The 20,665-nt window shown below is 73.6% G+C and carries 25 protein-coding genes and 4 tRNA genes; 19 read left to right on the top strand and 10 right to left on the bottom strand.

The annotated features are described in order from the left end of the window. Nucleotides 1-43: 43 nt before the first annotated feature. From M3148_RS04835 to M3148_RS04825, 3 genes are all read right to left on the bottom strand, one after another. A tRNA-Phe gene (locus tag M3148_RS04835) sits at nt 44-116 on the bottom strand. Between the two features lie 45 nt (nt 117-161). Continuing rightward, a tRNA-Asp gene (locus tag M3148_RS04830) sits at nt 162-235 on the bottom strand. 45 nt (nt 236-280) lie between these two features. After that, nucleotides 281-353, bottom strand: a tRNA-Glu gene (locus tag M3148_RS04825). Nucleotides 354-503: 150 nt separating this feature from the next. On the opposite strand from M3148_RS04825, the gene M3148_RS04820 reads away from it, so the two are divergent. The 4 genes from M3148_RS04820 to M3148_RS04805 all read left to right on the top strand — a co-directional run bounded on the left by M3148_RS04820 (nt 504) and on the right by M3148_RS04805 (nt 2,641). Beyond that, on the top strand, nt 504-863 hold the full coding sequence (locus M3148_RS04820) for a metallopeptidase family protein (RefSeq protein ID WP_251303557.1): 360 nt from the start codon (nt 504-506) through the stop codon (nt 861-863). A 1-nt stretch (nt 864) separates the two neighbouring features. Then, nucleotides 865-1,773 carry a cation diffusion facilitator family transporter gene (locus M3148_RS04815; RefSeq protein WP_251303556.1) on the top strand — a complete coding sequence of 303 codons (909 nt, stop codon included), beginning with the start codon at nt 865-867 and terminating at the stop codon, nt 1,771-1,773. 62 nt (nt 1,774-1,835) lie between these two features. Continuing rightward, a complete protein-coding gene (locus tag M3148_RS04810; RefSeq protein WP_251303555.1) occupies nt 1,836-2,087 on the top strand; it encodes a helix-turn-helix transcriptional regulator in 252 nt (83 codons plus the stop codon). Further along, a complete protein-coding gene (locus M3148_RS04805; RefSeq protein ID WP_251303554.1) occupies nt 2,084-2,641 on the top strand; it encodes a hypothetical protein in 558 nt (185 codons plus the stop codon). Before M3148_RS04810 ends, M3148_RS04805 begins: the two co-directional genes overlap by 4 nt. Nucleotides 2,642-2,662: 21 nt before the next feature. Here M3148_RS04805 and surE read toward each other — a convergent pair whose 3' ends face one another. Both surE and M3148_RS04795 read right to left on the bottom strand, forming a co-directional pair. Further along, the gene (gene surE, locus M3148_RS04800) at nt 2,663-3,538 is read right to left on the bottom strand and encodes a 5'/3'-nucleotidase SurE (protein WP_251303553.1); all 876 of its coding nucleotides are present in this window, start codon (nt 3,536-3,538) and stop codon (nt 2,663-2,665) included. Continuing rightward, on the bottom strand, nt 3,535-4,515 hold the full coding sequence (locus M3148_RS04795; RefSeq protein WP_251303552.1) for a 1-phosphofructokinase family hexose kinase: 981 nt from the start codon (nt 4,513-4,515) through the stop codon (nt 3,535-3,537). Before M3148_RS04795 ends, surE begins: the two co-directional genes overlap by 4 nt. A gap of 57 nt (nt 4,516-4,572) precedes the next feature. Here M3148_RS04795 and M3148_RS04790 point away from each other — a divergent pair, with 57 nt between their 5' ends. The 4 genes from M3148_RS04790 (at nt 4,573) to M3148_RS04775 (ending at nt 6,698) form a co-directional block, all read left to right on the top strand. After that, nucleotides 4,573-5,103: a GNAT family N-acetyltransferase gene (locus M3148_RS04790; protein ID WP_251303551.1), complete on the top strand. Its 531-nt coding sequence runs from the start codon at nt 4,573-4,575 to the stop codon at nt 5,101-5,103. A 32-nt stretch (nt 5,104-5,135) separates the two neighbouring features. Continuing rightward, a complete protein-coding gene (gene msrB, locus M3148_RS04785) occupies nt 5,136-5,558 on the top strand; it encodes a peptide-methionine (R)-S-oxide reductase MsrB (RefSeq protein WP_251303550.1) in 423 nt (140 codons plus the stop codon). Nucleotides 5,559-5,568: 10 nt separating this feature from the next. Further along, on the top strand, nt 5,569-6,333 hold the full coding sequence (locus M3148_RS04780; protein WP_251303549.1) for an endonuclease/exonuclease/phosphatase family protein: 765 nt from the start codon (nt 5,569-5,571) through the stop codon (nt 6,331-6,333). A 98-nt stretch (nt 6,334-6,431) separates the two neighbouring features. Continuing rightward, on the top strand, nt 6,432-6,698 hold the full coding sequence (locus M3148_RS04775) for a GlsB/YeaQ/YmgE family stress response membrane protein (RefSeq protein ID WP_251303548.1): 267 nt from the start codon (nt 6,432-6,434) through the stop codon (nt 6,696-6,698). A 62-nt stretch (nt 6,699-6,760) separates the two neighbouring features. Here the strand turns inward: M3148_RS04775 and M3148_RS04770 are convergent, their stop codons facing one another. Continuing rightward, entirely contained in the window at nt 6,761-8,671 is a 1,911-nt protein-coding gene (locus tag M3148_RS04770) for a DUF2207 domain-containing protein (RefSeq protein WP_251303547.1), read from the bottom strand. 185 nt (nt 8,672-8,856) lie between these two features. Between M3148_RS04770 and M3148_RS04765 the strand changes: the two genes are divergently transcribed. After that, entirely contained in the window at nt 8,857-10,374 is a 1,518-nt protein-coding gene (locus M3148_RS04765; protein ID WP_251303546.1) for a DEAD/DEAH box helicase, read from the top strand. An 87-nt stretch (nt 10,375-10,461) separates the two neighbouring features. Here the strand turns inward: M3148_RS04765 and M3148_RS04760 are convergent, their stop codons facing one another. The 3 genes from M3148_RS04760 to M3148_RS04750 all read right to left on the bottom strand — a co-directional run bounded on the left by M3148_RS04760 (nt 10,462) and on the right by M3148_RS04750 (nt 11,131). Next, nucleotides 10,462-10,611, bottom strand: coding sequence for a hypothetical protein (locus M3148_RS04760; RefSeq protein ID WP_251303545.1), 150 nt, complete (start codon nt 10,609-10,611; stop codon nt 10,462-10,464). A gap of 94 nt (nt 10,612-10,705) precedes the next feature. After that, nucleotides 10,706-10,966: a hypothetical protein gene (locus M3148_RS04755; protein ID WP_251303544.1), complete on the bottom strand. Its 261-nt coding sequence runs from the start codon at nt 10,964-10,966 to the stop codon at nt 10,706-10,708. Between the two features lie 92 nt (nt 10,967-11,058). Next, nucleotides 11,059-11,131 (bottom strand) — tRNA-Lys (locus tag M3148_RS04750). Between the two features lie 269 nt (nt 11,132-11,400). Between M3148_RS04750 and M3148_RS04745 the strand changes: the two genes are divergently transcribed. Both M3148_RS04745 and M3148_RS04740 read left to right on the top strand, forming a co-directional pair. After that, entirely contained in the window at nt 11,401-11,679 is a 279-nt protein-coding gene (locus M3148_RS04745) for a hypothetical protein (RefSeq protein ID WP_251303543.1), read from the top strand. An 8-nt stretch (nt 11,680-11,687) separates the two neighbouring features. Next, entirely contained in the window at nt 11,688-12,335 is a 648-nt protein-coding gene (locus M3148_RS04740) for a hypothetical protein (protein ID WP_251303542.1), read from the top strand. Here the strand turns inward: M3148_RS04740 and M3148_RS04735 are convergent, their stop codons facing one another. Then, on the bottom strand, nt 12,336-12,707 hold the full coding sequence (locus tag M3148_RS04735) for a spore germination protein GerW family protein (RefSeq protein ID WP_251303541.1): 372 nt from the start codon (nt 12,705-12,707) through the stop codon (nt 12,336-12,338). A gap of 158 nt (nt 12,708-12,865) precedes the next feature. Here M3148_RS04735 and M3148_RS04730 point away from each other — a divergent pair, with 158 nt between their 5' ends. The 8 genes from M3148_RS04730 (at nt 12,866) to M3148_RS04695 (ending at nt 20,661) form a co-directional block, all read left to right on the top strand. Then, nucleotides 12,866-13,489, top strand: a complete 624-nt coding sequence (locus tag M3148_RS04730) for a hypothetical protein (RefSeq protein ID WP_251303540.1) — start codon at nt 12,866-12,868, stop codon at nt 13,487-13,489. Beyond that, nucleotides 13,489-14,340, top strand: a complete 852-nt coding sequence (gene mshD / locus M3148_RS04725) for a mycothiol synthase (RefSeq protein WP_251303539.1) — start codon at nt 13,489-13,491, stop codon at nt 14,338-14,340. The genes M3148_RS04730 and mshD overlap by 1 nt, the downstream gene beginning before the upstream one ends. A 17-nt stretch (nt 14,341-14,357) precedes the next feature. Next, complete coding sequence (locus M3148_RS04720) at nt 14,358-16,754, top strand: RNA degradosome polyphosphate kinase (protein WP_251303538.1); 2,397 nt, start codon at nt 14,358-14,360, stop codon at nt 16,752-16,754. After that, nucleotides 16,751-17,755: an NUDIX hydrolase gene (locus tag M3148_RS04715; protein ID WP_251303537.1), complete on the top strand. Its 1,005-nt coding sequence runs from the start codon at nt 16,751-16,753 to the stop codon at nt 17,753-17,755. Before M3148_RS04720 ends, M3148_RS04715 begins: the two co-directional genes overlap by 4 nt. A gap of 121 nt (nt 17,756-17,876) precedes the next feature. After that, entirely contained in the window at nt 17,877-18,689 is an 813-nt protein-coding gene (locus tag M3148_RS04710) for a DUF4397 domain-containing protein (protein WP_251303536.1), read from the top strand. Between the two features lies 1 nt (nt 18,690). After that, nucleotides 18,691-19,380 carry a class F sortase gene (locus tag M3148_RS04705; protein ID WP_251303535.1) on the top strand — a complete coding sequence of 230 codons (690 nt, stop codon included), beginning with the start codon at nt 18,691-18,693 and terminating at the stop codon, nt 19,378-19,380. A 26-nt stretch (nt 19,381-19,406) separates the two neighbouring features. Further along, nucleotides 19,407-19,940, top strand: a complete 534-nt coding sequence (locus M3148_RS04700) for an RNA polymerase sigma factor (RefSeq protein ID WP_251303534.1) — start codon at nt 19,407-19,409, stop codon at nt 19,938-19,940. Then, entirely contained in the window at nt 19,927-20,661 is a 735-nt protein-coding gene (locus tag M3148_RS04695) for an anti-sigma factor (RefSeq protein ID WP_251303533.1), read from the top strand. Before M3148_RS04700 ends, M3148_RS04695 begins: the two co-directional genes overlap by 14 nt. Nucleotides 20,662-20,665 lie beyond the last annotated feature (4 nt).

Raw genomic sequence — 20,665 nt, 5'->3', positions numbered from 1 at the left:
CGGAAAAGGAAGAACCCCCGCGCGAGGCGGGGGTTCTTCGGTGTGGCTCCGACCGGCGTCGATCCGGTGACCTTTCGATTTTCAGTCGAACGCTCTACCAACTGAGCTACAGAGCCTGGTGTGCGAAGGCCCGGCCAGAACTCTGACCGGGCCTTCCGCCGCGACCCCGACGGGACTCGAACCCGCGACCTCCGCCGTGACAGGGCGGCGCGCTAACCAACTGCGCTACGGGGCCTTGTGGTGACAAGGCTTCCTGCTTGTTCTGCTGTCGTGCTGCTCGTACCCCCAACGGGATTCGAACCCGTGCTACCGCCGTGAAAGGGCGGGGTCCTAGGCCGCTAGACGATGGGGGCCCGTTTTGGACGCCCGTGACGCCGAGGCGCCCCAAGACCTCCATAAGCATAGGGGGAAGAACGGCGTAGGAGCAAAACGCCTGGGTGTGGTCTGCGGCACGTCGCCGGAACGCCTACCGGGGCGTCGGTGGCCTGGGCGATGATGGGCCCATGGTGGAGATGTCCCGCGTGGAGTTCGAGGAGGCCGTCAGTGACGGCCTGGACCTCGTGCCGCCCGAGCTGACGGCGCAGATGGACAACGTCGTCGTGCTCGTGGAGGACGAGCCGCCGGCCGACGCGCAGGACCCCGACCTGCTCGGACTCTACGAGGGCACGCCGCTCACGGAGCGGGACTCCTGGTGGGCGGCCGGCTCCCTGCCGGACCGCATCACGATCTTCCGCGGCCCCACCCTGCGCATGTGCGAGAGCGTCGAGGAGGTGGTCGAGGAGGTGGCCGTGACGGTCGTCCACGAGATCGCCCACCACTTCGGCATCGACGACGAGCGGCTCCACGAGCTCGGCTGGGGCTGACATGGCCCACGACCACCACCGCACCGCCGCCGCGGCCCACCGCTCGCGGCTCCTCGCGGCGTTCCTCGTCACGGCCACCGTCATGCTGGTCGAGGCCGTCGGCGGGTGGCTGTCCGGCTCGCTCGCCCTCCTGGCCGACGCCGGGCACATGCTCTCCGACACGGCCGCCCTCGGCCTGGCGCTCGCGGCCACGTGGATCGCCTCCCGTCCCGCACGGGGCAGGTGGACCTTCGGCTGGCAGCGGGTGGAGATCCTCGCGGCACTCGTCAACGGCGTGATCCTCCTCGTCGTCGGCGTGGTCGTCATCGTCGAGGGGGTGGGAAGGTTCGGGGCCGAGCCGGAGATCCGCACCGGCCTCATGGTGCTCGTCGGCACGGTCGGACTCGTCGCCAACCTCGTGTCCCTGTGGCTGCTCAGCGGTGGGCGCGAGGAGAGCCTCAACGTCCGTGGCGCCTACCTCGAGGTGCTCGGGGACCTCCTCGGCTCGGTGGCGGTCCTCGTGGCTGCCGCCGTCATCGCGGTGACCGGGTGGACCCAGGCCGACGCCGTCGCCTCCGTGGCGCTGGGAGTGTTCATCGTGCCGCGTGCGCTGCTCCTGCTGCGTGACGTCGCCCGAGTCCTGCTCGAGGGGGCGCCGGAGGACATGTCGCTCGCCGAGCTGCGGGAGCACATGTGTGAGGTCGAGGGGGTCGTCACGGTCCACGACCTCCACGCCTGGACGATCACCTCCGGCGTGCCGGTGGTCTCCGCGCACGTCGTCGTGGAGGACCACGTGCTGCACCCGGAGCGCTTCTGCGTCGTCCTCGACGCGCTCCAGCACTGCCTGGAGGGGCACTTCGACGTCGAGCACTCCACGCTCCAGCTGGAGCCGCGCGACCACAAGGCGACCGAGGTGCGCCTGCACGACTGAGGGCGTCATGGGCATGTCAAGTGTGCTTGACACTGAATGTTAAGCACGCTTAACATCGCGCCATGGTTCCCCGCACAGCCGCGACGAGCGGCACGGACAACCCGGTCCGGCGGCGCCGGCGCGAGCACCGCCTGACGCAGGCCGAGCTCGCCAGGGCGGTGGGCGTCAGCCGGCAGACGGTCATCGCCGTCGAGCGGGGCGACTACGCGCCGTCGGTCCACCTCGCGCTGCGGCTCGCCCGCGCGCTCGGTGTCACCGTCGAGGAGCTGTTCGCCGAGGACGAGAACACGACCACAGGAGAGGCCCGACGATGAAGAGCACGCACGGAGCCCGGGACAGGGCGGCCGACCGCATCCTGGCGCTGGACAGCGCGAGCTACGGCGACGAGCGCGAGCGCGCCGTCTTCATGGAGGCGACGACCTTCGGCTACATGCTGACGATCTACGTCTCGATCGCCGTGGCGGTCGTCGCCGCAGTGCTCGGGCAGCTGCTGCTGCCGGTGCTGCTCCTGCTCCTGCTCGGGCTGCAGAGCTGGGCGACGGTCTGGTATGCCGGGCGCCGCGGGGTGGACGTGAGCGACCTCGCCTTTCGTGCCGAGGCGAATCTCAAGCGGAACGCCGGGATCGCCGTGTTCGGCGGCTTCGCGCTCGTCCTCGCGGCGCTCGCCTACACGATCTTCGCGGGCCACGGTCTCATCGACCTGCCGGCCGTCGACGTCCGGTCCGGAGCGGTCGGCTCGATGGTCAAGGGGGCTGTCATCGGTGGCGGCGGTGGACTGCTCGTCGGCGCCCTCGCCATGGGCGTGAAGAACCGCCGCCGTGCTCACACCGGCGAGCCGGGCGAGCACGAGGTGCCCGAGGAGGACTGAGGGCCACGCAGGTGGGACCGCTCAGCGCGTCGCTGAGCCCTCGACCTGCTCCGCGGTGATCTCGCCGCTCGGCAGGTCGTCGTTCGCGCTCATCACCGTCCCCGAGCCGACGTCCACCGTCACCGGCGCCTCTCCGCGACCGGTGAAGGCCGGCAGCTCGGTGTCCCCGGGATCGTCGTAGGGGGCGGTGAGGAGCGTCGCGGTGGCCCACCCGCGGCTGAGGAGGTGGTGGTCGGTGCCCGGCTCGTCCTCGGCGTCCACGCCCGAGTAGGTGAGCATGACGTAGTTCTTGCCCTTCTCCTTGACCCGGGCCTGGACGGCACCGAAGCTGGCCAGGCGGGCCGCGCGCAGGCCGCGCAGCTGCTCGGCCGGGATGTCCGGCACGTTGATGTTGAGCACGCGCTCCTCGTCGCTCGGCTGGTCGCGCAGCCAGGTGAAGGCGTGGGCGGTCACGAGGCGGGCGGTGTCCCAGTGCTGAGGGTCGGCCGAGGCGATGGAGACCGCCAGGGCGGGGATGCCCTGGGTTGCCGCGGACAGCGCGGCCCCCACCGTCCCCGAGTGGAGGGTGGCCCGGCCGGTGTTCGCGCCGAGGTTGACGCCGGACAGCACGAGATCCGGGCGCTGCCCGAAGGCGCCGTAGGCGGCGACGAAGGCGATGAGGGCGGGAGCGGCCTTGACGCCGAAGGAGGGCACGCCGTCGGGCAGGCCGGGAGGGCGGGCGTCGACGAGCGCGAGGCGCCCGTCGACCTCCTGCGCGGTCAGCGAGGCGCTCGCCCCCGAGTACTGGCGGTGCGGTGCGGCGACGACGACGTCGCAGCCCGCCTCGAGCGCGACGCGCGCGAGCACGACGAGCCCCGGTGACCGGATGCCGTCGTCGTTGGTGACGAGGACCCTCACACCTCAGCCCTCCCGCCGTCGTCCCGGGGGACGACCTCGATACCGATGCGGTCCGCGAAGCGCTCGATCTGCTCGCGCCGGCCCGTGCCCAGCCCGCGCCTCGTGACGTTGAGGGCGCCGGCCGCGGCGCCCAGGCGGGCGGCCTCGCCCACGCTCGCACCGCGCCCCAGCGCGACCGCCACCCCGGCCGTCATCGAGTCACCGGCACCGCGGTGGTCCAGGGGCGTGACGACGGGCCCGACAAGCAGTCGGGTCGACTCGGCGGTCACGAGGAGCGTCGGCTCCCCGGCACGGGAGATGAGCATCGCCCCGACGCCCTGCTCGACGAGCCGCCGGCCCGCCGCCTGGAGCTCCTCGACGGAGTCGCCGGTGGTGAGGCCGGCGCCCTGCAGCTCCTCGTGGCTCATCTTGAGGACCGTGGGCCCCTCGGCGGCGGCGGCCTTCGCGGCGTCGCCCGAGAGGTCCGCGACGATCGGCTTCTCCACGCTGTGCACGTCCCGCACCAGGCGGGAGAAGAAGCCGGCCGGCAGCACCCGGTCCGGCTCCGCGCCGGTGAGAACGAGGACGTCGGACTCGAGCGCCTCGACGAGGACCGTGCCGTAGAGGTCGTCGAGCTCGTGACGGGTGAGCTGCGGGGGGACCATGTGCGCGAGCGTGGCGCGGTCCCCGCCCCGGCGGTCGTGGACGTAGGCGCCGTTGCCCGCGTTGTAGGGCACGGCGCGCACGGTGAGCTTCTCCTCCGAGAGCATGTGGGCGAGCACGGCGCCCACCTCCCCGCCGAAGGGCCCGCACACGGTGACTTCCGCGCCGAGGGAGATCGCCATCCGGGCCACCCACAGGCCCTGGCCACCGGGGTGGAGGTGGAGGTCGGCGGAGTGCTCGTAGTCCCCGTCCTCACCCGGCTCGACCTCGACCATGAGGAGGGGGGTGGGCGCGAGGACGCACAGCCTGGGCCGGTGCGCCGACTGCTGCTCCATGGCGCGAGCCTAGGACCGCGCGAGACAGACCGCAGGGGGAAGGTGCACACTGTGCCGATGGAGGCAACGGCAGGCCGCGCACGCCGGGCCGCGGGGGCGCCACCGGTGCGTGTCCTCGAGGGCCAGGCCGGCAGCGACGCCGCGGCGCACGCGATGCGTGCCTACCTCGCCGAGCTCAGTGACCGCCTCGACATCGACCCGTCCTTTGCGGACGCCGCGGACCCTGCCGAGGTCACCCCGCCGCGCGGGGACTTCATGCTGCTCAGCGAGATCGGCTCAGGTGCCGTCGTCGGCTTCGGGGCGGTGCACGTGCTCGAGCAGGGCCTCGTGGAGATCCGGCGGATGTGGCTCCATCCGCACGTCCGCGGCCGCGGGCTGGGCAGGTTCCTCCTCGGTTCCCTGGAGAACCGCGCCCGCTCCCTCGGCGGGCGGCGCGTCCTGCTCGGCGTCAACGAGTCCCTCGTCGAGGCCTGCGGGCTCTACCGGGCCAGCGGCTACGAGCCGGTCGAGCGTGACGGGGACAACTCCTACGTGACGCACGTCTTCGGCAAGGTGCTCGTGGGGCCACATTCGGACGCCTCGACGTGACTTCCCTACCGAGCGAGGCGCAAGATGGGGACATGAGCACCGAGAACCAGCGCGTGGCGTTCACCAAGGTCGCCCTGAGCGAGGAGGAGTGGCGCGAGCGCCTCTCGCCCAAGGAGTACCACGTCCTGCGCGAGGCAGGCACGGAGCGGCCGGGCACCGGCGAGCTCCTCCACGAGAACCGCGAGGGCGTCTACAGCTGCCGCGGCTGCGGGGCGGAGCTGTTCCGCTCCACCACGAAGTTCGACGCCCACTGCGGCTGGCCGAGCTTCTTCTCCCCCCAGGACTCCGACGCGGTCATCCTCCTCGAGGACCGCACCCTGGGCATGGTCCGCACCGAGGTCCGCTGCGCCCGCTGCGACTCCCACCTGGGACACGTCTTCCCTGACGCGCCGCAGACCCCCACCGGGGACCGCTACTGCATGAACTCCGTGGCGCTCACCTTCGAGGAGCGCTGAGAGGCCGCCCGTGCTGGTCGTGACGTCCAACCTCCAGCACGGGCACCCGCTCGTGGGCGACGCGAGCTCCGCGGAGCGGCTCGCGACGGCGTTGCGTGACCTGCCCGGCCACGTCCTCGCCCTCCAGGAGGTCGACAAGGGCCAGGCGCGCAGCGGCCGCATCGACGAGACGGCCGTCATCGCCGAGGCCCTCGGCTACCGCTGGCACCGCTTCGCCGCGGCCTTCGCCGGCTCCACCCGGGGGCTGCGCCGCCGTCCCGTGCCCTCCCACGTGCCCGACGACTCCGGTTACGGCGTCGCCCTCCTCAGCCGCTGGCCGGTGAGCTCCTGGCACGTGCGGCCGCTGCGTCCCGGCCCCGTCCGCGTCGCGCCCGCGGACACCCGCCTGGGCTTCCAGGTGCGGCTGGACCAGCCGCGCGTGCTGCTCGCGGCCGTCGTCCAAGCACCCTTCGGGCCCGTGACGGTGGGCTGCACGCACCTGTCCGTCGCCCCGCCCGTGGCCCGGCGCCAGCTGGCGGAGTCGGCGTGGGCGCTGCGCACGCTGCCCGGCCCCCACCTCCTCCTCGGTGACCTCAACATGGGCCCGGACGACGCCGCCCGCGTGACCGGCATGCGCGGGCTCGCGCAGGCGCCCACCTTCAGCGCGCGCCGGCCCCGGCGCCAGCTCGACCACGTGCTCGCCGGACCCGGCCTGCGGGCCGTGACCGAGGCGAGCACGGTCCGGCTGCCCGTGTCGGACCACCTGGCACTCGCCGTCGGCGTCGAGCCGGCCTGACGGCTCTCGGAGTGCGGCCCCTGCGGGCCCGTGCCACGATTCCGGACGAACACACGGCGTCACCCCGATGGTGGCGCCCAGTGAGAGGAAGGAATGCCATGGAGATCATTGGTCTCATCATCTTCGGAGCCGTCATCGGCGCGCTCGCTCGGCTCTTCATGAAGGGCGACCAGAACCTCGGCATCCTGTGGACCATCATCCTCGGTGTGCTGGGTGCCCTGGCCGGCTACTGGCTGGCCGGCGCGCTGAACGTGGAGGACACGGGTGGCATCGACTGGATCCGCTGGGCGATCTCGATCGTCGCCGCGATCCTCTTCATCAGCGTGTACGTGGGCATCACGAACAAGGGCGCCAAGCGCCGCTGAGCCTGACCTCGACGCCGGCCGGTCCCCACGGGGGCCGGCCGGCGTCGTCGTGTCTGAGGTGCTCAGCGACCGCCGCCACCGCCCCCGCCGCCACCACCGCCGGAGAAGCCGCCGCCTCCGCCGCGGGAGCCCGAGCCGCCCGAGGAGCCGGGGGTCGAGGACAGGGTGCGGCCGGCGGTGGAGGAGAACGAGGACAACGCGCTGCCGAGGGTGGTGAAGCTGCCGGCCTGGAAGCCGTGCGTCCCGACGTACCAGGTGGGTCGGGCAACCTGCTGTCCCTGGGCCTCGAGCCGGGCGAAGATGCCGGCCCAGCGCTCGGCCGCCTCGTAGACGATGGCGTAGGGCAGGTACCGGGAGAAGATGTCCTCGCCCTCCTCGAAGCGCAGCTGGTGACCCTCCGCGGTCGTGAGGTAGAGGCGGAACCCGCGTGACTGCTCGTGCAGCGCCCGGCCGACCGGGCTGCGCTGCAGCCTCGCCCGGCGTGTCAGGCCCCAGGCGAGGAGGAAGGCGGCGAGGACGGCGCCGACCGCCAGGACGAGGACGATGGTCGCCGGTCCGCTCGCGGCCGCCCCGGCGATCCCGCCGCCGAAGGTGACGAGCACGAGGCCGAGGACGACGACCCGCACGAGAGCAAGCATCGACCCCGCCCCGGCCCGGATGTGTCCGGTGAAGAGCTGGGCCAGCCCGCCCATGAGCTGGCGGCGGGCGGTGCGCAGCGTGCCGGCGAAGGTGTTGCGCAGCTGCGACATCCGCACCTGGCTGCGGCCCGCGAAGACCTTCTCCAGGAGCGTGCGCTCGTAGTCGCGCAGATCCCCGCGTGCGGCCTCCGGCGTGGCGACGAGCAGCCAGTCGTTCGGCCTGCCGCGCCAGCCGGTGCCCGCCTCGTGGATCTGGAGGAAGCCCCGGACCGCGAGGTCGATGAGCGTCGCGGAGACGTGCGTCGTCGTCGCCGTCTTCTCGTCGAGGGCGCCGACCTCACCGGGGCGCAGGCCGTCGGGCGGGGTGAAGCGGACGGCGACGGCGGGGGCGTCGCGAAGCACCTCCACCCGCGGCGCCCTGCCCGGCGCGGGGAGCACCCCGGGCGGCAGGTCGGCGAAGTGGAGGTCGCGGCCGCGCCGTACGCGCAGCGCCGCGAGCAGCACCGGTCCGAGCAGGGCGAGCGAGGCGAGCCAGGCGACGTTGTCCCGCACGAAGCGGGCGGCGGTGGGGGCGGCGCCGTCGCCGGCCCACAGGAGCGGCTCGGGCGCGCTCTGGAGGATCGGCTCGATCGTCCCGAAGGTGCCGGGCGGGTAGGCGGCCACGACCGTCATGCCGGAGCCCGATGGGAGGCGCCCGCTCGCGGCCCGCACCTCCCCGCCGTCGGCGTCGAGGGAGGCGCACTCGGCGGTCGAGCCGCGGCTGCCCTGGTAGCACGCGTGGTCGACGACGTCGGCCGGGCCGGTCACGGTGACGGTCGCCTGCTCGATGGGCACGTCCCAGTCGTGGCCGGTGGCGTTCCAGTACAGCTCGTCCTGGTCGGGGACGGCGGGGTCGTCACGGATGGCGTTGAGGGCTCCGTCGACGGTGTAGCGCAGGACGTAGGTCTGCCGGCCGCTGCGGCGGTCCTCGGAGCCGTCGGGCGCGCCGACGTCGACCCGGACGCGCGCGCCCTCGTCGGTGCTCCACACCCCGGCCGGCGCGCCCGTGGGGCTGGAGGCGGCGAAACCCGCGTACTCGTAGACGCGGACGCTGTCCGGGTCGGGTGCGTAGTCGAAGCGTGAGTCGAGCATGCGGGTGAGGCCCAGGCCCTCCCGCGAGCCGAAGTCCCAGTCGTAGGTCTCGGTGACCTCCAACGTCCCGTCGGGGCGGATGTCGATGGCGATGTCGAGCTGTCGCACGACGTCGCCGCTCGCCGCCGTCGCGGCCGGGGGGAGGAGCAGGAGGCCCGCCAGGACGAGCGCCAGGGCGGCGAGGACGCGGGAGGAACGGGTCACGCCCGGCACGCTACCGCGCGCCATGTCACAGTCCCTGCCCGGCACGGAAGCACGAGTAGGGCTATCCTGGGCAGGTGGGCAACGCGTCTTCGCGAGCCCGGCGTCGTCGAGTTCGATGCAGCGGTCATCGCTGCGGATCCCGTTACGGCGAACTCCGACCGATCTTCGAAGCCCGAAAGGCACCCTTGACTTCCTTCGCGTCCTTTGACCTGCCCGCGCCCGTCGTCCAGCACCTCACCGACACCGGCATCACGGCTCCTTTCCCCATCCAGTCGGCGACCCTGCCCGACACGCTCGAGGGCCGCGACGTCCTCGGCCGCGGGCGTACCGGCTCGGGCAAGACCCTCGCCTTCGCCCTCCCGCTCGTCACGCGGCTGGCCGGCCGGCGCCGCGTCCCCAAGCGCCCCAGCGGCCTGGTCCTCGTGCCGACGCGTGAGCTCGCCAACCAGGTCAACGCCGTCGTCGAGCCGCTCGCGACGTCGCTCGGCCTGGTGACGACGACGATCTTCGGTGGCGTCAACCAGACCCGCCAGGTCAACGCGCTGCGCACCGGCGTCGACATCGTCATCGCCTGCCCCGGCCGCCTCGAGGACCTCCTCGGCCAGGGCGTGCTGTCGCTCGACGACGTGCAGATCACCATCCTCGACGAGGCCGACCACATGGCCGACCTCGGCTTCCTGCCCGGCGTCAAGCGGATCATGGACCGCACGCCGCGCACCGGCCAGCGCATGCTCTTCTCCGCGACGCTGGACAACGGCGTCGACGTCCTCGTCAAGCGCTACCTCACCGACCCGCTGCACCACTCGGTGGACAGCGCGGAGTCGCCCGTCGCCGCGATGACGCACCACGTCCTCGCCGTCTCCGGCGCCGACGACAAGAAGGACGTCGTCCAGGCACTCGCCTCCGGCACCGGCAAGCGCGTGCTCTTCACGCGAACCAAGCACCAGGCCAAGCGTCTGGCCAAGCAGTTGACGGCGGCCGGTGTGCCCGCCGTCGACCTGCACGGCAACCTCACCCAGCCGGCCCGTGAGCGCAACCTTGCGGCCTTCTCCACCGGCACCGTCCGGGTGCTCGTGGCCACCGACATCGCGGCGCGCGGCATCCACGTCGACGACATCGAGCTCGTCGTCCACGTCGACCCGCCCGCCGAGCACAAGGCCTACCTGCACCGTTCCGGCCGCACCGCCCGCGCCGGCTCCGGCGGCGACGTCGTGACGATCATGCTCCCCGAGCAGGCCGGCGACATGCGCACGCTGACCCGCCAGGCCAAGATCTCGGCCAAGCCGGTGAGCGTGCGCCCCGGTGACCGCGTCATCTCCGAGCTCGTCGGCGAGCTCGCGCCGCTCGTGTCCCCGGCCGAGGCCGCGGCGACCGTGCCGAGCGCGCCCCAGCAGCAGCGCGCCGGTGCCGGTGGCGGCCGTCGTCGCGGCGGCCGTGGCCGCTCCGGCTCGAGCGCCGCGACCGAGCGCGCGCCCCAGGGCGGCGGACGGTCCGGCGGCTCCAGCGCGCCGCGCGGCGGCAGCCGTGGTGGTGCCAAGACCGGCGCCAGGACCGGTGGCGGCTCCGGCCGCGGTGCCGGATCGCGTTCCGTCTACTCCTCCACGACCGGGCAGGCCTCGGTCGACTCGCGCCCGGCGCAGGGTGGGGGCCAGGGCCGCAGCCGCGGTGGCCGTCGCGCCACCTCCGGCGTCCGCAGCGTCTGACGCTCCTCTCGTCCCGCCGAGTACGCACAGACGGTCACCTCGACGCACCTCACGTGCGTCAGTGTTGACCGTCTGTGCGTCCCCGCGTCAGCGCTGCGGGGGCTTCTTCCGGTCGCGGACCTTGGCGAACATCTCCTTGGCCTTGCGCTGGTTCTCGGGCTTGGCCGCCTCACGCTGGACGATCTGAAGCGCCTTCAGGGCGATGCCACCTCGAATGGCCTTGCGCAGGAATCCCATCGTGCCCTCCTCGTGTGCGTGGCCGGCGGGTCTCGTCGGCGTGCCGGACGAACGTACGAGGCGACGGTCGGGGGCGCCAGCCGAACGGGCGGTGCTACGCCCTCCGCGTCGGCGACTCGGCGCCCGCCTCGTCGCGGGTGGCGTGGAGCTCCGCCAGGTCCGGGTGCGCGACCCGCACCTCGTCACGTGGGTGGAACGTCACGGACTGGTCCCCGGCGGCGACGACGACCTCCCAAGCCGTGCGCTGCACCTCTCGGACCACGTACAGCCGCTCGCCGCCCGGACCGACGCCCACGAGCACGTCGCCCGGGCCAAGGGCCTGAGCGAGCTTGACCGTGCTGTCGTAGGTCTCCATGTCCTTCGCCTGGTCCGCGCGTCGTTCGCCGTGGGCAGGCCCACGGGCTGGGCAGTCCCAGCATGCAACATATTGGGAGGACGTGCCTCCAGTGGGCCCCGTGGGACTCGAACCCACAACCCGCGGATTAAAAGTCCGCTGCTCTGCCCATTGAGCTAGAGGCCCCGGGACGCGCGGGGCGAGCTCGCCCGCCGCGCACCGGCAGGGGCAAGACTACGCGGACAACCGTGCCGGCCAGGCGTCGGCGCCGTCGCGCGGCCGGCCGGGCCACCGTGCGCCTCGTAGGTCCGCCGTGCGCCCGGTCGACGGGAGCATGGTGGACCAGCGCGGCACAGTCGAGAGTGGCGGTGGCGCGTCCGGTTGCGGGGAGCGTTCCCGGGACGCACCGTAGAGGGGGTGCTGCAGGCACCGGTCACCGCCTCCGAGGGGGAATCATGCTGAGTCTCACCGACAACGCCAAGGCCGCCATCACGGGGATCACCTCCCAGTCGGGCCTGCCGAAGTCCGGCGGGGTGCGACTCTCGCTCGCCCCGGACGCGGACCTCGTGGAGATGAGCCTGTCGCCGCAGCCCGAGCGCGGCGACGCCGTCATCGAGGAGGACGGTGCCCGCGTCTTCGTCGAGGAGGCTGCCTCCCCGTTGCTCGCCGAGCACCTGCTCGACGCGGAGACCGGCCCCGAGGGCGTGGGCTTCGCCCTCCGCAAGGCGAGCTGACCAGAGCAGTGGACGGTCGCGAGCGGCCCAGACGGCCTGCCATCCTCGACAACAAGGACGCCGAGCTGATCTGGGGCGACTCCGACCCCGCCCTCGCCTACGAGGCCGCCCACTCCACGGCCAACGCGGTCCTCCTCGGCCCGAGCCACCTGGCCGAGGACGAGCGCCTCGCCGAGCGCGTCGGTGCCATCATCGACGCCGAGGGCCTGGACGAGATCGCCGGCCTGTGGTCGCGCAGTCCCGCCGCCAGCCTGCCCGGCGCCCTGTGGCGTCTCTACCTCGTGCGTGCCTGGCTCGAGCGCGACCCCGAGACCATCACCATGCGCTTCCGCGCCGGCACCGCGCGGACCGGCCCGGGGGAGACGGCACCGGACGGCGAGCTGCGCGACGCCGTCGTCGCTCCTCAGCCGCCCGTCCTGGACGAGCGGCTCGCCCAGCTCTTCGCCGGGACGAGCGAGACCGACCTCGCGGACCTCCTCGAGCAGGCCGCGGCCTTTTTGCGGGTGCTGTCCGACGGCGCCGCGAGCGACCCGCGTTGGCACACGCACGACGACGCCGCCGCCGGCCCCGTCACCCGCCGTCCCCACGCGCTCGCGGCGACGGCCGACGAGCTCGACGCCGCGGCGTCCCGGGCCAGGAACCGCCGGCTGGACTGACTACCGGCGCCGTGCCCGCAGCGCCCGCGCCAGGGCGAGCACGGCGATCGCACCGACCACCTGGCCGCCGAGGATCACGCGGTTGAGGTCGAGCGCCGGCTGCCAGCGCACGACGCCGTCGCGCACGGTGTAGACGCCCACGGCCTTGGCGTGGACGCCGAAGCCGCCCCCGCCGCCGGAGCCCTCCCCGGTCCCGCCCTGCTCGGGGCTGCCGAGAGCGCCCGTGCCGTAGCCCATGCCGCTGCCGCCGACGACCCTGGCGACCGGGATGACGAGCGTGTCACCAGCCTGGTAGGCCTCCCCGAAGACGCGTCGCACGTGCAGGGCGTCACCGGCCGCGTCGATCGGCCGGGTCGCGGGTGTCTCGTCCATGGTGTGCTTCCTCTCCTCCGGGGTGGGCGGGCCCAGCACACCACGGACGGCGGGCGCGGGGAAGAGCCGCTGCGCACGTGCCGGACCGGGGAGGTGTCTCGTAGCATCGGGGACGTTCCGGTCGGTCCGTCCGGGACGGACCACCGTGAGGGGGACTGATGGAGCGCAAGCACCGCCGTCCGGCCATGCTCGACGCGCAGACCGCCGAGCGCATCGTCGGCGACGTCGACCCGGCGCTGCGCTCGCAGGCCGCCCACACGACGGCCGCTGTGCTCGTCGGGCGCGGCCGCGCCGGTGCGGAGGACCCGGAGCTCGTCTCCCGACTCGTCTCGCTGGTCGACACCCAGGGCCTGGACACCATCGCCGAGCTCTGGTCGCAGAGCCCCTCGACCACCCTCCCCGGCGCCCTGTGGCGCCTGTACCTCATGCGCGAGTGGGTCCGGTCGGACCCCGCCCGGGTCGCCGAGCGCTTCTCCCTCGGCCGGCACCGTGCCGAGGTCGCCGGGGTCATCGCCGGCGTCGTCGAGCCCCCCGGGCCCAGCGACGTCGCCGAGCTCGCCGACGCCGTCCTCGCGGGCGTCTACGAGGGCGACCTCGACGTCGCCCTCGACCGCGCCGCCGCCTTCATCCGCGTCGTCGCCACCGGGTCCGCGCTCGACGCCGACTGGGTCGACGACGACGAGCTCGCCGCCCGTCTCACCCGCCGCGCCTCCGCGCTGCTCCGCACCGCGGAGGAGCTCGAGCGCGCCGCCGAGATGTGGCGCGTGGGGACCCTCGACTGATGGGCACCGGCCTCACCTCCGCGGACGCCGTCCTGCGCCTCGCCGCCGCCGTGACGGAGGCCGACGGCGTCGCGCCCTTCAACGAGCAGAGCGTCCTGGCCGTGCGTCACGGTGCGGACGGCTACCGCCACCACTGGCTCGCCGAGGGGGAGGAGCTCCTCGCCCACGCCGTCGTCGACCCCGAGGGTAGCGGCGAGCTGTGCGTGCACCCGGCCCACCGCCGTCGCGGTATGGGACGGCGCCTGCTCGACACCGTCCTCGACGACGTCCCCACCGTCGCGCTGTGGGCGCACGGCGACCTCCCTGGCGCCCAGGCGCTGGCCCGCGCCGCCGGGCTGCGCGTCACCCGCGAGCTGTGGCAGATGGCGCGCGACCTCGAGCCGGGGGCGCCGGCGCCGGCACCCGAGGCACCCGCCGGGGCGGAGGTGCGCACCTTCGTCGGCGGGCAGGACGAGGAGGCGTGGGTCGCCCTCAACGCGACCGCCTTCGCCGAGCACCCCGAGCAGGGGCGCCTCACCGTCGCCGACCTGCACCAGCGGCAGGCCGAGCCCTGGTTCGACCCCACCCTCCTGTGGCTCGCCCACGAGGCCGGACGGCCGGACGCGCTGCTCGCCTCGATGTGGGTCAAGCCCGAGGGGCGTGACGCGGAGATCTACGCCCTCGGGGTCGCCCCGCAGGCCCAGGGACGCGGGCTGGGCGGGTACCTCACCGCCCTCGCCCTCGCCGAGATGCGCCGGCGCGGCCTCCGCCGCACCACGCTCTACGTCGAGGGCGACAACACGGCGGCGATCCGCACCTACCGACGTGCCGGCTACGACCGCTCCTCGCTCGACGTTCAGTACGCGCGCTGAGGTGGCAGCATGGCCCCATGCCAGAGCCTGAGGTCACCACGCCCAGCCACCTCGAGGACGCGCCCGCCGACGAGCGGCTCGAGGCGGGCGACGGCGCCGCTGACGACGACGCCGCGCACGACGGCGTTGCCCGCGACGGCGCTGCAGACGACGGCGTTGCCCGCGACGCCGTCGCGCTGACCGGCGCCGCCGCGCCCGCCGAGGCGGTCGCCGAGCAGGCGGACGAGCTCGTCGAGGAGGCGGGCGAGGAGGCCGGGGAGGACGGCGGCGAGGTCGACCCGCTCGACGTCGGGCTCCCCGAGGGCCGCTTCGCGGACCGCGAGCTCAGCTGGCTCGCCTTCAACCAGCGGGTGCTCGAGCAGGCCCAGGACACCACCCAGCCGCTCCTCGAGCGCGCATGGTTCCTGTCGATCTTCGCCTCCAACCTCGACGAGTTCTTCATGGTCCGCGTGGCCGGCCTCAAGCGGCGCATCGCCACCGGCCTCGCCGTGACCGCGGCCTCGGGGCTCTCCCCGCGGCAGGTCCTCGAGGCCATCAGCGTGCGCGCCCACGAGCTCATGGAGGAGCACGCGCGCACCTTCGCCGAGGACATCCAGCCGGCGCTCGCGGCCGAGGGGATCGAGATCCTCCACTGGGGGGACCTCGCCGAGAGCGAGCAGCTGCGCCTGCGCAAGTACTTCCGCAAGCAGATCTTCCCGGTCCTCACCCCGCTCGCCGTCGACCCGGCCCACCCCTTCCCGTACATCTCCGGGCTCTCGCTCAACCTCGCCGTCGTCGTGCGCAACCCGAGCTCGGGCAAGGAGCACTTCGCCCGCGTCAAGGTGCCCCCGCTGCTGCCGCGCTTCATCGCCGTCGACGCCGCGGGCCGCCCGCACCGCCCGGAGGAGACGCCCTCGTCGCGCGAGGACGGCCGCACGTCCTTCGTCCCGCTCGAGGAGATCATCGGCGAGCACCTCGACTACCTCTTCCCCGGGATGGAGATCGTCGAGCACCACACCTTCCGCGTCACCCGCAACGAGGACCTCGAGGTCGAGGAGGACGACGCCGAGAACCTCCTGCAGGCGCTGGAGAAGGAGCTCATGCGCCGCCGCTTCGGGCCCGCGGTGCGCCTCGAGCTCGCCCAGGGCATCAGCGCGCACGTGCGTGACCTCCTCATCCGCGAGCTCGGCGTCGTCGAGCACGAGGTCTACGAGCTGCCGTCGCTGCTCGACCTCACCGGCCTCGACGTCGTCCATGAGCTCGACCGGCCGGAGCTGAAGTACCCGAAGTTCGTGCCCGTCACCGCCCAGGCGCTGGCGGAGGTGGAGAGCGCGCAACCGACGAACATCTTCGAGGCGATCCGCCGGCGCGACGTCCTCCTCCACCACCCCTACGACTCGTTCTCGACGTCGGTCCAGGAGTTCCTCGCGCAGGCGGCGGCGGATCCCAGGGTGCTGGCGATCAAGCAGACCCTCTACCGCACGTCCGGCGACTCCCCGATCGTCGACGCCCTCATCGACGCCGCCGAGGCCGGCAAGCAGGTGCTGGCGATCGTCGAGATCAAGGCGCGCTTCGACGAGCAGGCCAACATCTCCTGGGCGCGCAAGCTCGAGGAGGCCGGGGTCCACGTCGTCTACGGCATCGTCGGGCTCAAGACCCACTGCAAGCTCTCCCTCGTCGTGCGCAACGAGAAGGACGGGCTGCGCCGCTACTGCCACATCGGCACCGGCAACTACAACCCCAAGACGGCGCGCGGCTACGAGGACCTCGGCCTGCTCACCTGCGACCCCGACGTCGGGCAGGACCTCACCCGCCTGTTCAACCAGCTCTCCGGCTACGCCCCACGCTCGCGCTTCCGCCGGCTGCTCGTCGCGCCGCGCTCCGTGCGCCCCGGGCTGGTCGAGCGCATCGAGCGGGAGATCGCCGGGCACCGCGCGGGCCGGCCCGCGTGGATCAAGATCAAGGTCAACTCGATCGTCGACGAGACCGTCATCGACGCCCTGTACCGGGCGAGCCAGGCGGGGGTGCAGGTGGACGTCGTCGTCCGCGGCATCTGCGCGCTGCGCGCCGGGATCCCGGGGCTCAGCGAGAACATCCGCGTCCGCTCGATCCTCGGCCGCTTCCTCGAGCACGCCCGCGTCTTCGCCTTCGCCGGGGACGAGGAGCTGCCCGACGTGTGGATCGGCAGCGCCGACCTCATGCACCGCAACCTCGACCGCCGCGTCGAGGTACTCGTGCGGATCGTCGACAAGGGGCAGGTCGAGTTCCTCACCGACCTCCTCGACCGTTGCGTCGCGCCGACGACGTCGTCCTGGCACCTCCTGCCGGACGGCACCTGGGAGCGCCACCAGCTCGCGGAGGACGGCACGCCGCTGGAGGACCTCCAGCAGCTCCTCATCGCCCGCGCCCGGCGACGGGTGGCGGCCAGCCGATGACCGCCCCGCGCACCCAGTACGCGGCCGGCACACTCGTGTGGCGCGTCAACGACCGCAAGAAGCTCGAGGTGCTCCTCGTCCACCGGCCGCGCTACGACGACTGGTCCTGGCCCAAGGGCAAGCTCGACTGCGGCGAGACGCTCGCTGCCTGCGCGGTCCGGGAGACGGCGGAGGAGACGGGCGTCGCCGTCGTCCTCGGCCAGCCGCTGCCCAAGGTGAGCTACCGGATCAGCGACGGGCGGCGCAAGGAGGTCCACTACTGGGCCGCCCGCCCCGCCCCGCCCGGGGACCTGTCGCTGCGCGGCCGTCCGCTCGCCACCCCGGCGAGCGACCGTGAGATCGACGACGTGCGCTGGGTCGAGGCCGAGGACGCGCGCCGGCTCCTCACCCACGACCACGACCGTGAGCCGCTCGGCATGCTCCTGGACCAGTGGAAGGACGAGCGGCTGAGCACGTGGGCGCTCATCGTCGTCCGGCACGCCCGCGCCCGGAAGCGCACGGTGTGGAAGGGCGGGGAGTCCACCCGCCCGCTCACCGCCGTGGGCGAGGCGCAGGCGCAGCGGCTCGTCCCGCTGCTGTCCGCCTACGGCGTCGACCGGGTCGTCTCGAGCCCGTGGCGGCGCTGCGTCGACACCGTGACGCCCTACGCCGACACCATCGGCGTCGAGATCGAGCTGCACCCGGAGATCACCGAGGACGCCCACCGCGAGAAGCCCAAGCGGGCGCGCCGGCTCCTCGACGCCGAGGTCAAGCAGCGGGCACCGGGCGTCGCGATCTGCACCCACCGGCCCGTCCTGCCGACCTTCATGGAGCAGATCGCGGTCAACACGCCCAACCGGATCATGAAGCAGGTCCCCGAGTCCGACCCGTGGCTCAAGACCTCGGAGATGCTCGTGGTCCACGTCGGGCGTCGCCCCGGCCGGGCGGCTGTCGTCGTCGCGCTCGAGAAGCACCGCGCGCCGACGTACACGGAGGAGCTGACGGCCGCGGACCGGACCTAGGACGCTCGTCCCGGTCCGCCCCGAGCGCGGAGAAAAAAACTCCTCGCACCCAGGTGCATCCGGATCGGGGGGTGGCGACGAATACCTGGTGTCAGCACCACTACCGACACTGGAGGACACCATGAGCACCACCCGTCGCGCAGGGATCGGCGCCGCCGCCGGCCTCGCCCTGCTCGCTCTCGCTGCTCCCGCCTCGGCCGCCACCGACGACGCCGCGCTGCTGTCCGTGCTGCACGGGGTCCCGGACCTCACCGTCGACGTCTGGGTCAACGGGGAGCGCACCCTGGACGACTTCGAGCCCGCCAGCCTCGCCGGCCCGCTCGAGCTGCCCGCCGGCACCTACTCCGTCGCGATCACCGCCGCGGACGCCGAGGACGACAGCGAGCCCGTGCTCGGGCCCCTCGACCTGCCGCTCGAGGCGGGCGGCAACTACACCGCCGTCGCCCACCTCGACGCGGACGGCGCACCCACCGCCTCCTTCTTCACCAACGACATCTCCGAGACGGCTGCCGGTGAGGGCCGCCTCACGGTGCGTCACACCGCAGCCGCCCCCGAGGTCGACGTCCTCGCCGGCGGGGAGGCCGTCATCAGCGGTCTCGCCAACGGCGCGGAGGAGAGCCTGGACCTGCCCGCCGGCACCGTCCCGGCGGCCGTCGCGGCCGCCGGCACCACCGAGCCGGTCATCGGCCCGGTCGACGTCCCCGTCGAGGAGGGCTCCAGCACCATCGTCTACGCCTGGGGCAGCCTCGAGGACGACACCCTCGACGTCGCCACCCAGACGATCACCGGTCTCCACTCCGCACCCGAGGGCGTGCCCACCGGCCTCGTCCCCGTGGACGAGCCCACCGTGCCCACCGCCGCGCTCGCCGCGGGCCTGGGCGCGCTGCTCCTCGCCGCCGTCGGCGCCCGCCGTCTCGCCCGGACCCGGGCCTGACATGAGCCGTCTCCCCGCAGCCGCAGCAGCAGTCCTGCTGCTCGTCCTCGCCGGGTGCGGTGCGGACGGCGGGGAGCCCGAGCAGCCCGGGCCGGTGGTGGGAGCCCCTGCCGGCCCGGGCGCTGGGACGCCGGCCGAGGCGCCCGCCCCAGACGCCTCGGCCGGCTCTCCCGCCCCGAGCCCCGCCGCCGTCCCGGACGTGCCCGTCCGCTCGGCGGCGGGGCTCCCCGAGGTCCAGACCCAGAGCCCTCCCGTCCGGGTGGTCGTCCCGGCGCTCGGCGCCGACCTCCCGGTCGACGCCGTCGGCGTCGCCCCCGACGGCCAGATGGAAGTCCCCGAGGACGCTGCCCGCGCCGGCTGGTACCGCTTCGGCCCCTCCGCGGGCGCCGAGGAGGGGGCGGCCGTCATCGCCGCCCACTCCGGCTCCTTCATCACCGCCTACGGCCCGCTGCGGGACCTCGCCGAGCTCGAGCCCGGCGACCGCATCGGGGTCACCCGCGAGGACGGGCAGGTGCTCGAGTACGCCGTCGAGTCCGCCCACCTCATCCCCAAGACCACGATCGACCTGTCCGAGCACTTCCGCCGCGACGGTGAGCACCGCCTCGTCCTCATCACCTGCGACGGCGTGTGGCAGGACGGCGTCCAGAGCTACACCGACAACACGGTCGTCACCGCTACATTGGTTCCCTGACAGGGACGCGTGCGGCAGAGGTGGCGATGACGGAACCCGAGGTGCTCGGTGCGCGGTTCCGCGACGGCACCACCGACGCCGTCCGGCTCGTCTACGAGGAGTACTCCTCGATGGTCTACAGCATCGCCCTCCGCACCCTGCGGAACACCGCCGACGCCGAGGACGTCACCCAGCAGGTCTTCGTCAGCGCCTGGCGCTCCCGTGACCGCTTCGACCCGCAGCGAGCCCCGATCGGTGCCTGGCTCTCCGGCATCACCCGCAACGCCGTCGCCGACGCGCTGCGCCGCCGGGCCCGCGACCGGTCCGACCTCGCCGAGGCGCAGGACGCACCCGGCCCGGACCGCACCGACGAGATCATCGACCAGGTGGTCGTGGCCCAGGCCCTCGTCGAGCTCGGGCCCCCGCAGCAGGACGTGCTCGAGCTCGCCTTCTTCGAGCGGCTCACGCACACCGAGATCGCCGAGAGAATGGACCTGCCGCTCGGCACCGTGAAGTCGCACATCAACCGCGGCCTGCGCCGCCTGCGCACGAGGATGGAGGGAAGCCATGCGTCACGTTGAGGACGACACCCTCACCCTCGTCGCGCTCGGCGAGGTCGAGCCGGACGCCGCCGCGGCCCGGCACCTCGCCACCTGCGAGCAGTGCCGCGAGGAGCTCGCCGCGCTCACCGCCGTCGTCTCGGCCGGACGCGCCGCCGAGCCGCTCGTCGCCCCCGCGCCGCACGTGTGGGACAGGATCGCGCAGGAGATCGCGAGCACGACGGCGGACCCGGCGCGGCCGTCGGCCACCACCGCCCCGGGCCGGCGTGGGCCGGGCGGCTCCACCCGCCCCGCGGGGCGGCGCGAGCGCCCGCGCGGCCGCCTGGCCCGCGCGGCGTGGCTCGCCGCCGGTATCGCCGCCGGCATCGCCGGCACGCTCGTCGTGACGAATCTGCCCGGCACCCAGGAGGAGCCCGTGCCCGTGGCGCAGGCCCAGCTCGACCCGCTGCCCGGGTGGCAGGAGACCGGCTCGGCGCGCCTCGAGGAGGCCGACGGACGCCTGCTCCTGCGGGTGGAGGTGAGCGGTGAGGAGAGCGACGGCTTCCGCGAGGTCTGGCTGCTCGACGAGGACGTCCAGCAGCTCGTCAGCGTCGGCCTGCTCGCCGGCAACGAGGGTGTCTTCGACCTGCCCGAGGGCCTGGACCTCGACGAGCTCGTCCTCGTCGACGTCTCCCGCGAGCCTTTCGACGGCGACCCCGCCCACAGCGGCGACAGCATCGTGCGGGGCCGCCTGACGACCTGAGCGG

The organism is Georgenia satyanarayanai, assembly GCF_023715365.1.
Classification (GTDB): Bacteria; Actinomycetota; Actinomycetes; order Actinomycetales; family Actinomycetaceae; genus Oceanitalea; species Oceanitalea satyanarayanai_B.
This window is presented reverse-complemented; position numbering and strand designations above follow the sequence as displayed.

What these genes read in the sequence shown, in the direction of transcription:
- M3148_RS04820 (WP_251303557.1), top strand. Translation starts at nt 504, where the DNA reads ATGGTGGAGATGTCCCGCGTGGAGTTCGAGGAGGCCGTCAGTGACGGC.
- M3148_RS04815 (WP_251303556.1), top strand. Translation starts at nt 865, where the DNA reads ATGGCCCACGACCACCACCGCACCGCCGCCGCGGCCCACCGCTCGCGG.
- M3148_RS04810 (WP_251303555.1), top strand. Translation starts at nt 1,836, where the DNA reads ATGGTTCCCCGCACAGCCGCGACGAGCGGCACGGACAACCCGGTCCGG.
- M3148_RS04805 (WP_251303554.1), top strand. Translation starts at nt 2,084, where the DNA reads ATGAAGAGCACGCACGGAGCCCGGGACAGGGCGGCCGACCGCATCCTG.
- M3148_RS04795 (WP_251303552.1), bottom strand. Translation starts at nt 4,515, where the DNA reads ATGGAGCAGCAGTCGGCGCACCGGCCCAGGCTGTGCGTCCTCGCGCCC.
- M3148_RS04790 (WP_251303551.1), top strand. Translation starts at nt 4,573, where the DNA reads ATGGAGGCAACGGCAGGCCGCGCACGCCGGGCCGCGGGGGCGCCACCG.
- msrB (WP_251303550.1), top strand. Translation starts at nt 5,136, where the DNA reads ATGAGCACCGAGAACCAGCGCGTGGCGTTCACCAAGGTCGCCCTGAGC.
- M3148_RS04775 (WP_251303548.1), top strand. Translation starts at nt 6,432, where the DNA reads ATGGAGATCATTGGTCTCATCATCTTCGGAGCCGTCATCGGCGCGCTC.
- M3148_RS04760 (WP_251303545.1), bottom strand. Translation starts at nt 10,611, where the DNA reads ATGGGATTCCTGCGCAAGGCCATTCGAGGTGGCATCGCCCTGAAGGCG.
- M3148_RS04755 (WP_251303544.1), bottom strand. Translation starts at nt 10,966, where the DNA reads ATGGAGACCTACGACAGCACGGTCAAGCTCGCTCAGGCCCTTGGCCCG.
- M3148_RS04745 (WP_251303543.1), top strand. Translation starts at nt 11,401, where the DNA reads ATGCTGAGTCTCACCGACAACGCCAAGGCCGCCATCACGGGGATCACC.
- M3148_RS04735 (WP_251303541.1), bottom strand. Translation starts at nt 12,707, where the DNA reads ATGGACGAGACACCCGCGACCCGGCCGATCGACGCGGCCGGTGACGCC.
- M3148_RS04730 (WP_251303540.1), top strand. Translation starts at nt 12,866, where the DNA reads ATGGAGCGCAAGCACCGCCGTCCGGCCATGCTCGACGCGCAGACCGCC.
- mshD (WP_251303539.1), top strand. Translation starts at nt 13,489, where the DNA reads ATGGGCACCGGCCTCACCTCCGCGGACGCCGTCCTGCGCCTCGCCGCC.
- M3148_RS04720 (WP_251303538.1), top strand. Translation starts at nt 14,358, where the DNA reads ATGCCAGAGCCTGAGGTCACCACGCCCAGCCACCTCGAGGACGCGCCC.
- M3148_RS04715 (WP_251303537.1), top strand. Translation starts at nt 16,751, where the DNA reads ATGACCGCCCCGCGCACCCAGTACGCGGCCGGCACACTCGTGTGGCGC.
- M3148_RS04710 (WP_251303536.1), top strand. Translation starts at nt 17,877, where the DNA reads ATGAGCACCACCCGTCGCGCAGGGATCGGCGCCGCCGCCGGCCTCGCC.
- M3148_RS04705 (WP_251303535.1), top strand. Translation starts at nt 18,691, where the DNA reads ATGAGCCGTCTCCCCGCAGCCGCAGCAGCAGTCCTGCTGCTCGTCCTC.
- M3148_RS04700 (WP_251303534.1), top strand. Translation starts at nt 19,407, where the DNA reads ATGACGGAACCCGAGGTGCTCGGTGCGCGGTTCCGCGACGGCACCACC.
- M3148_RS04695 (WP_251303533.1), top strand. Translation starts at nt 19,927, where the DNA reads ATGCGTCACGTTGAGGACGACACCCTCACCCTCGTCGCGCTCGGCGAG.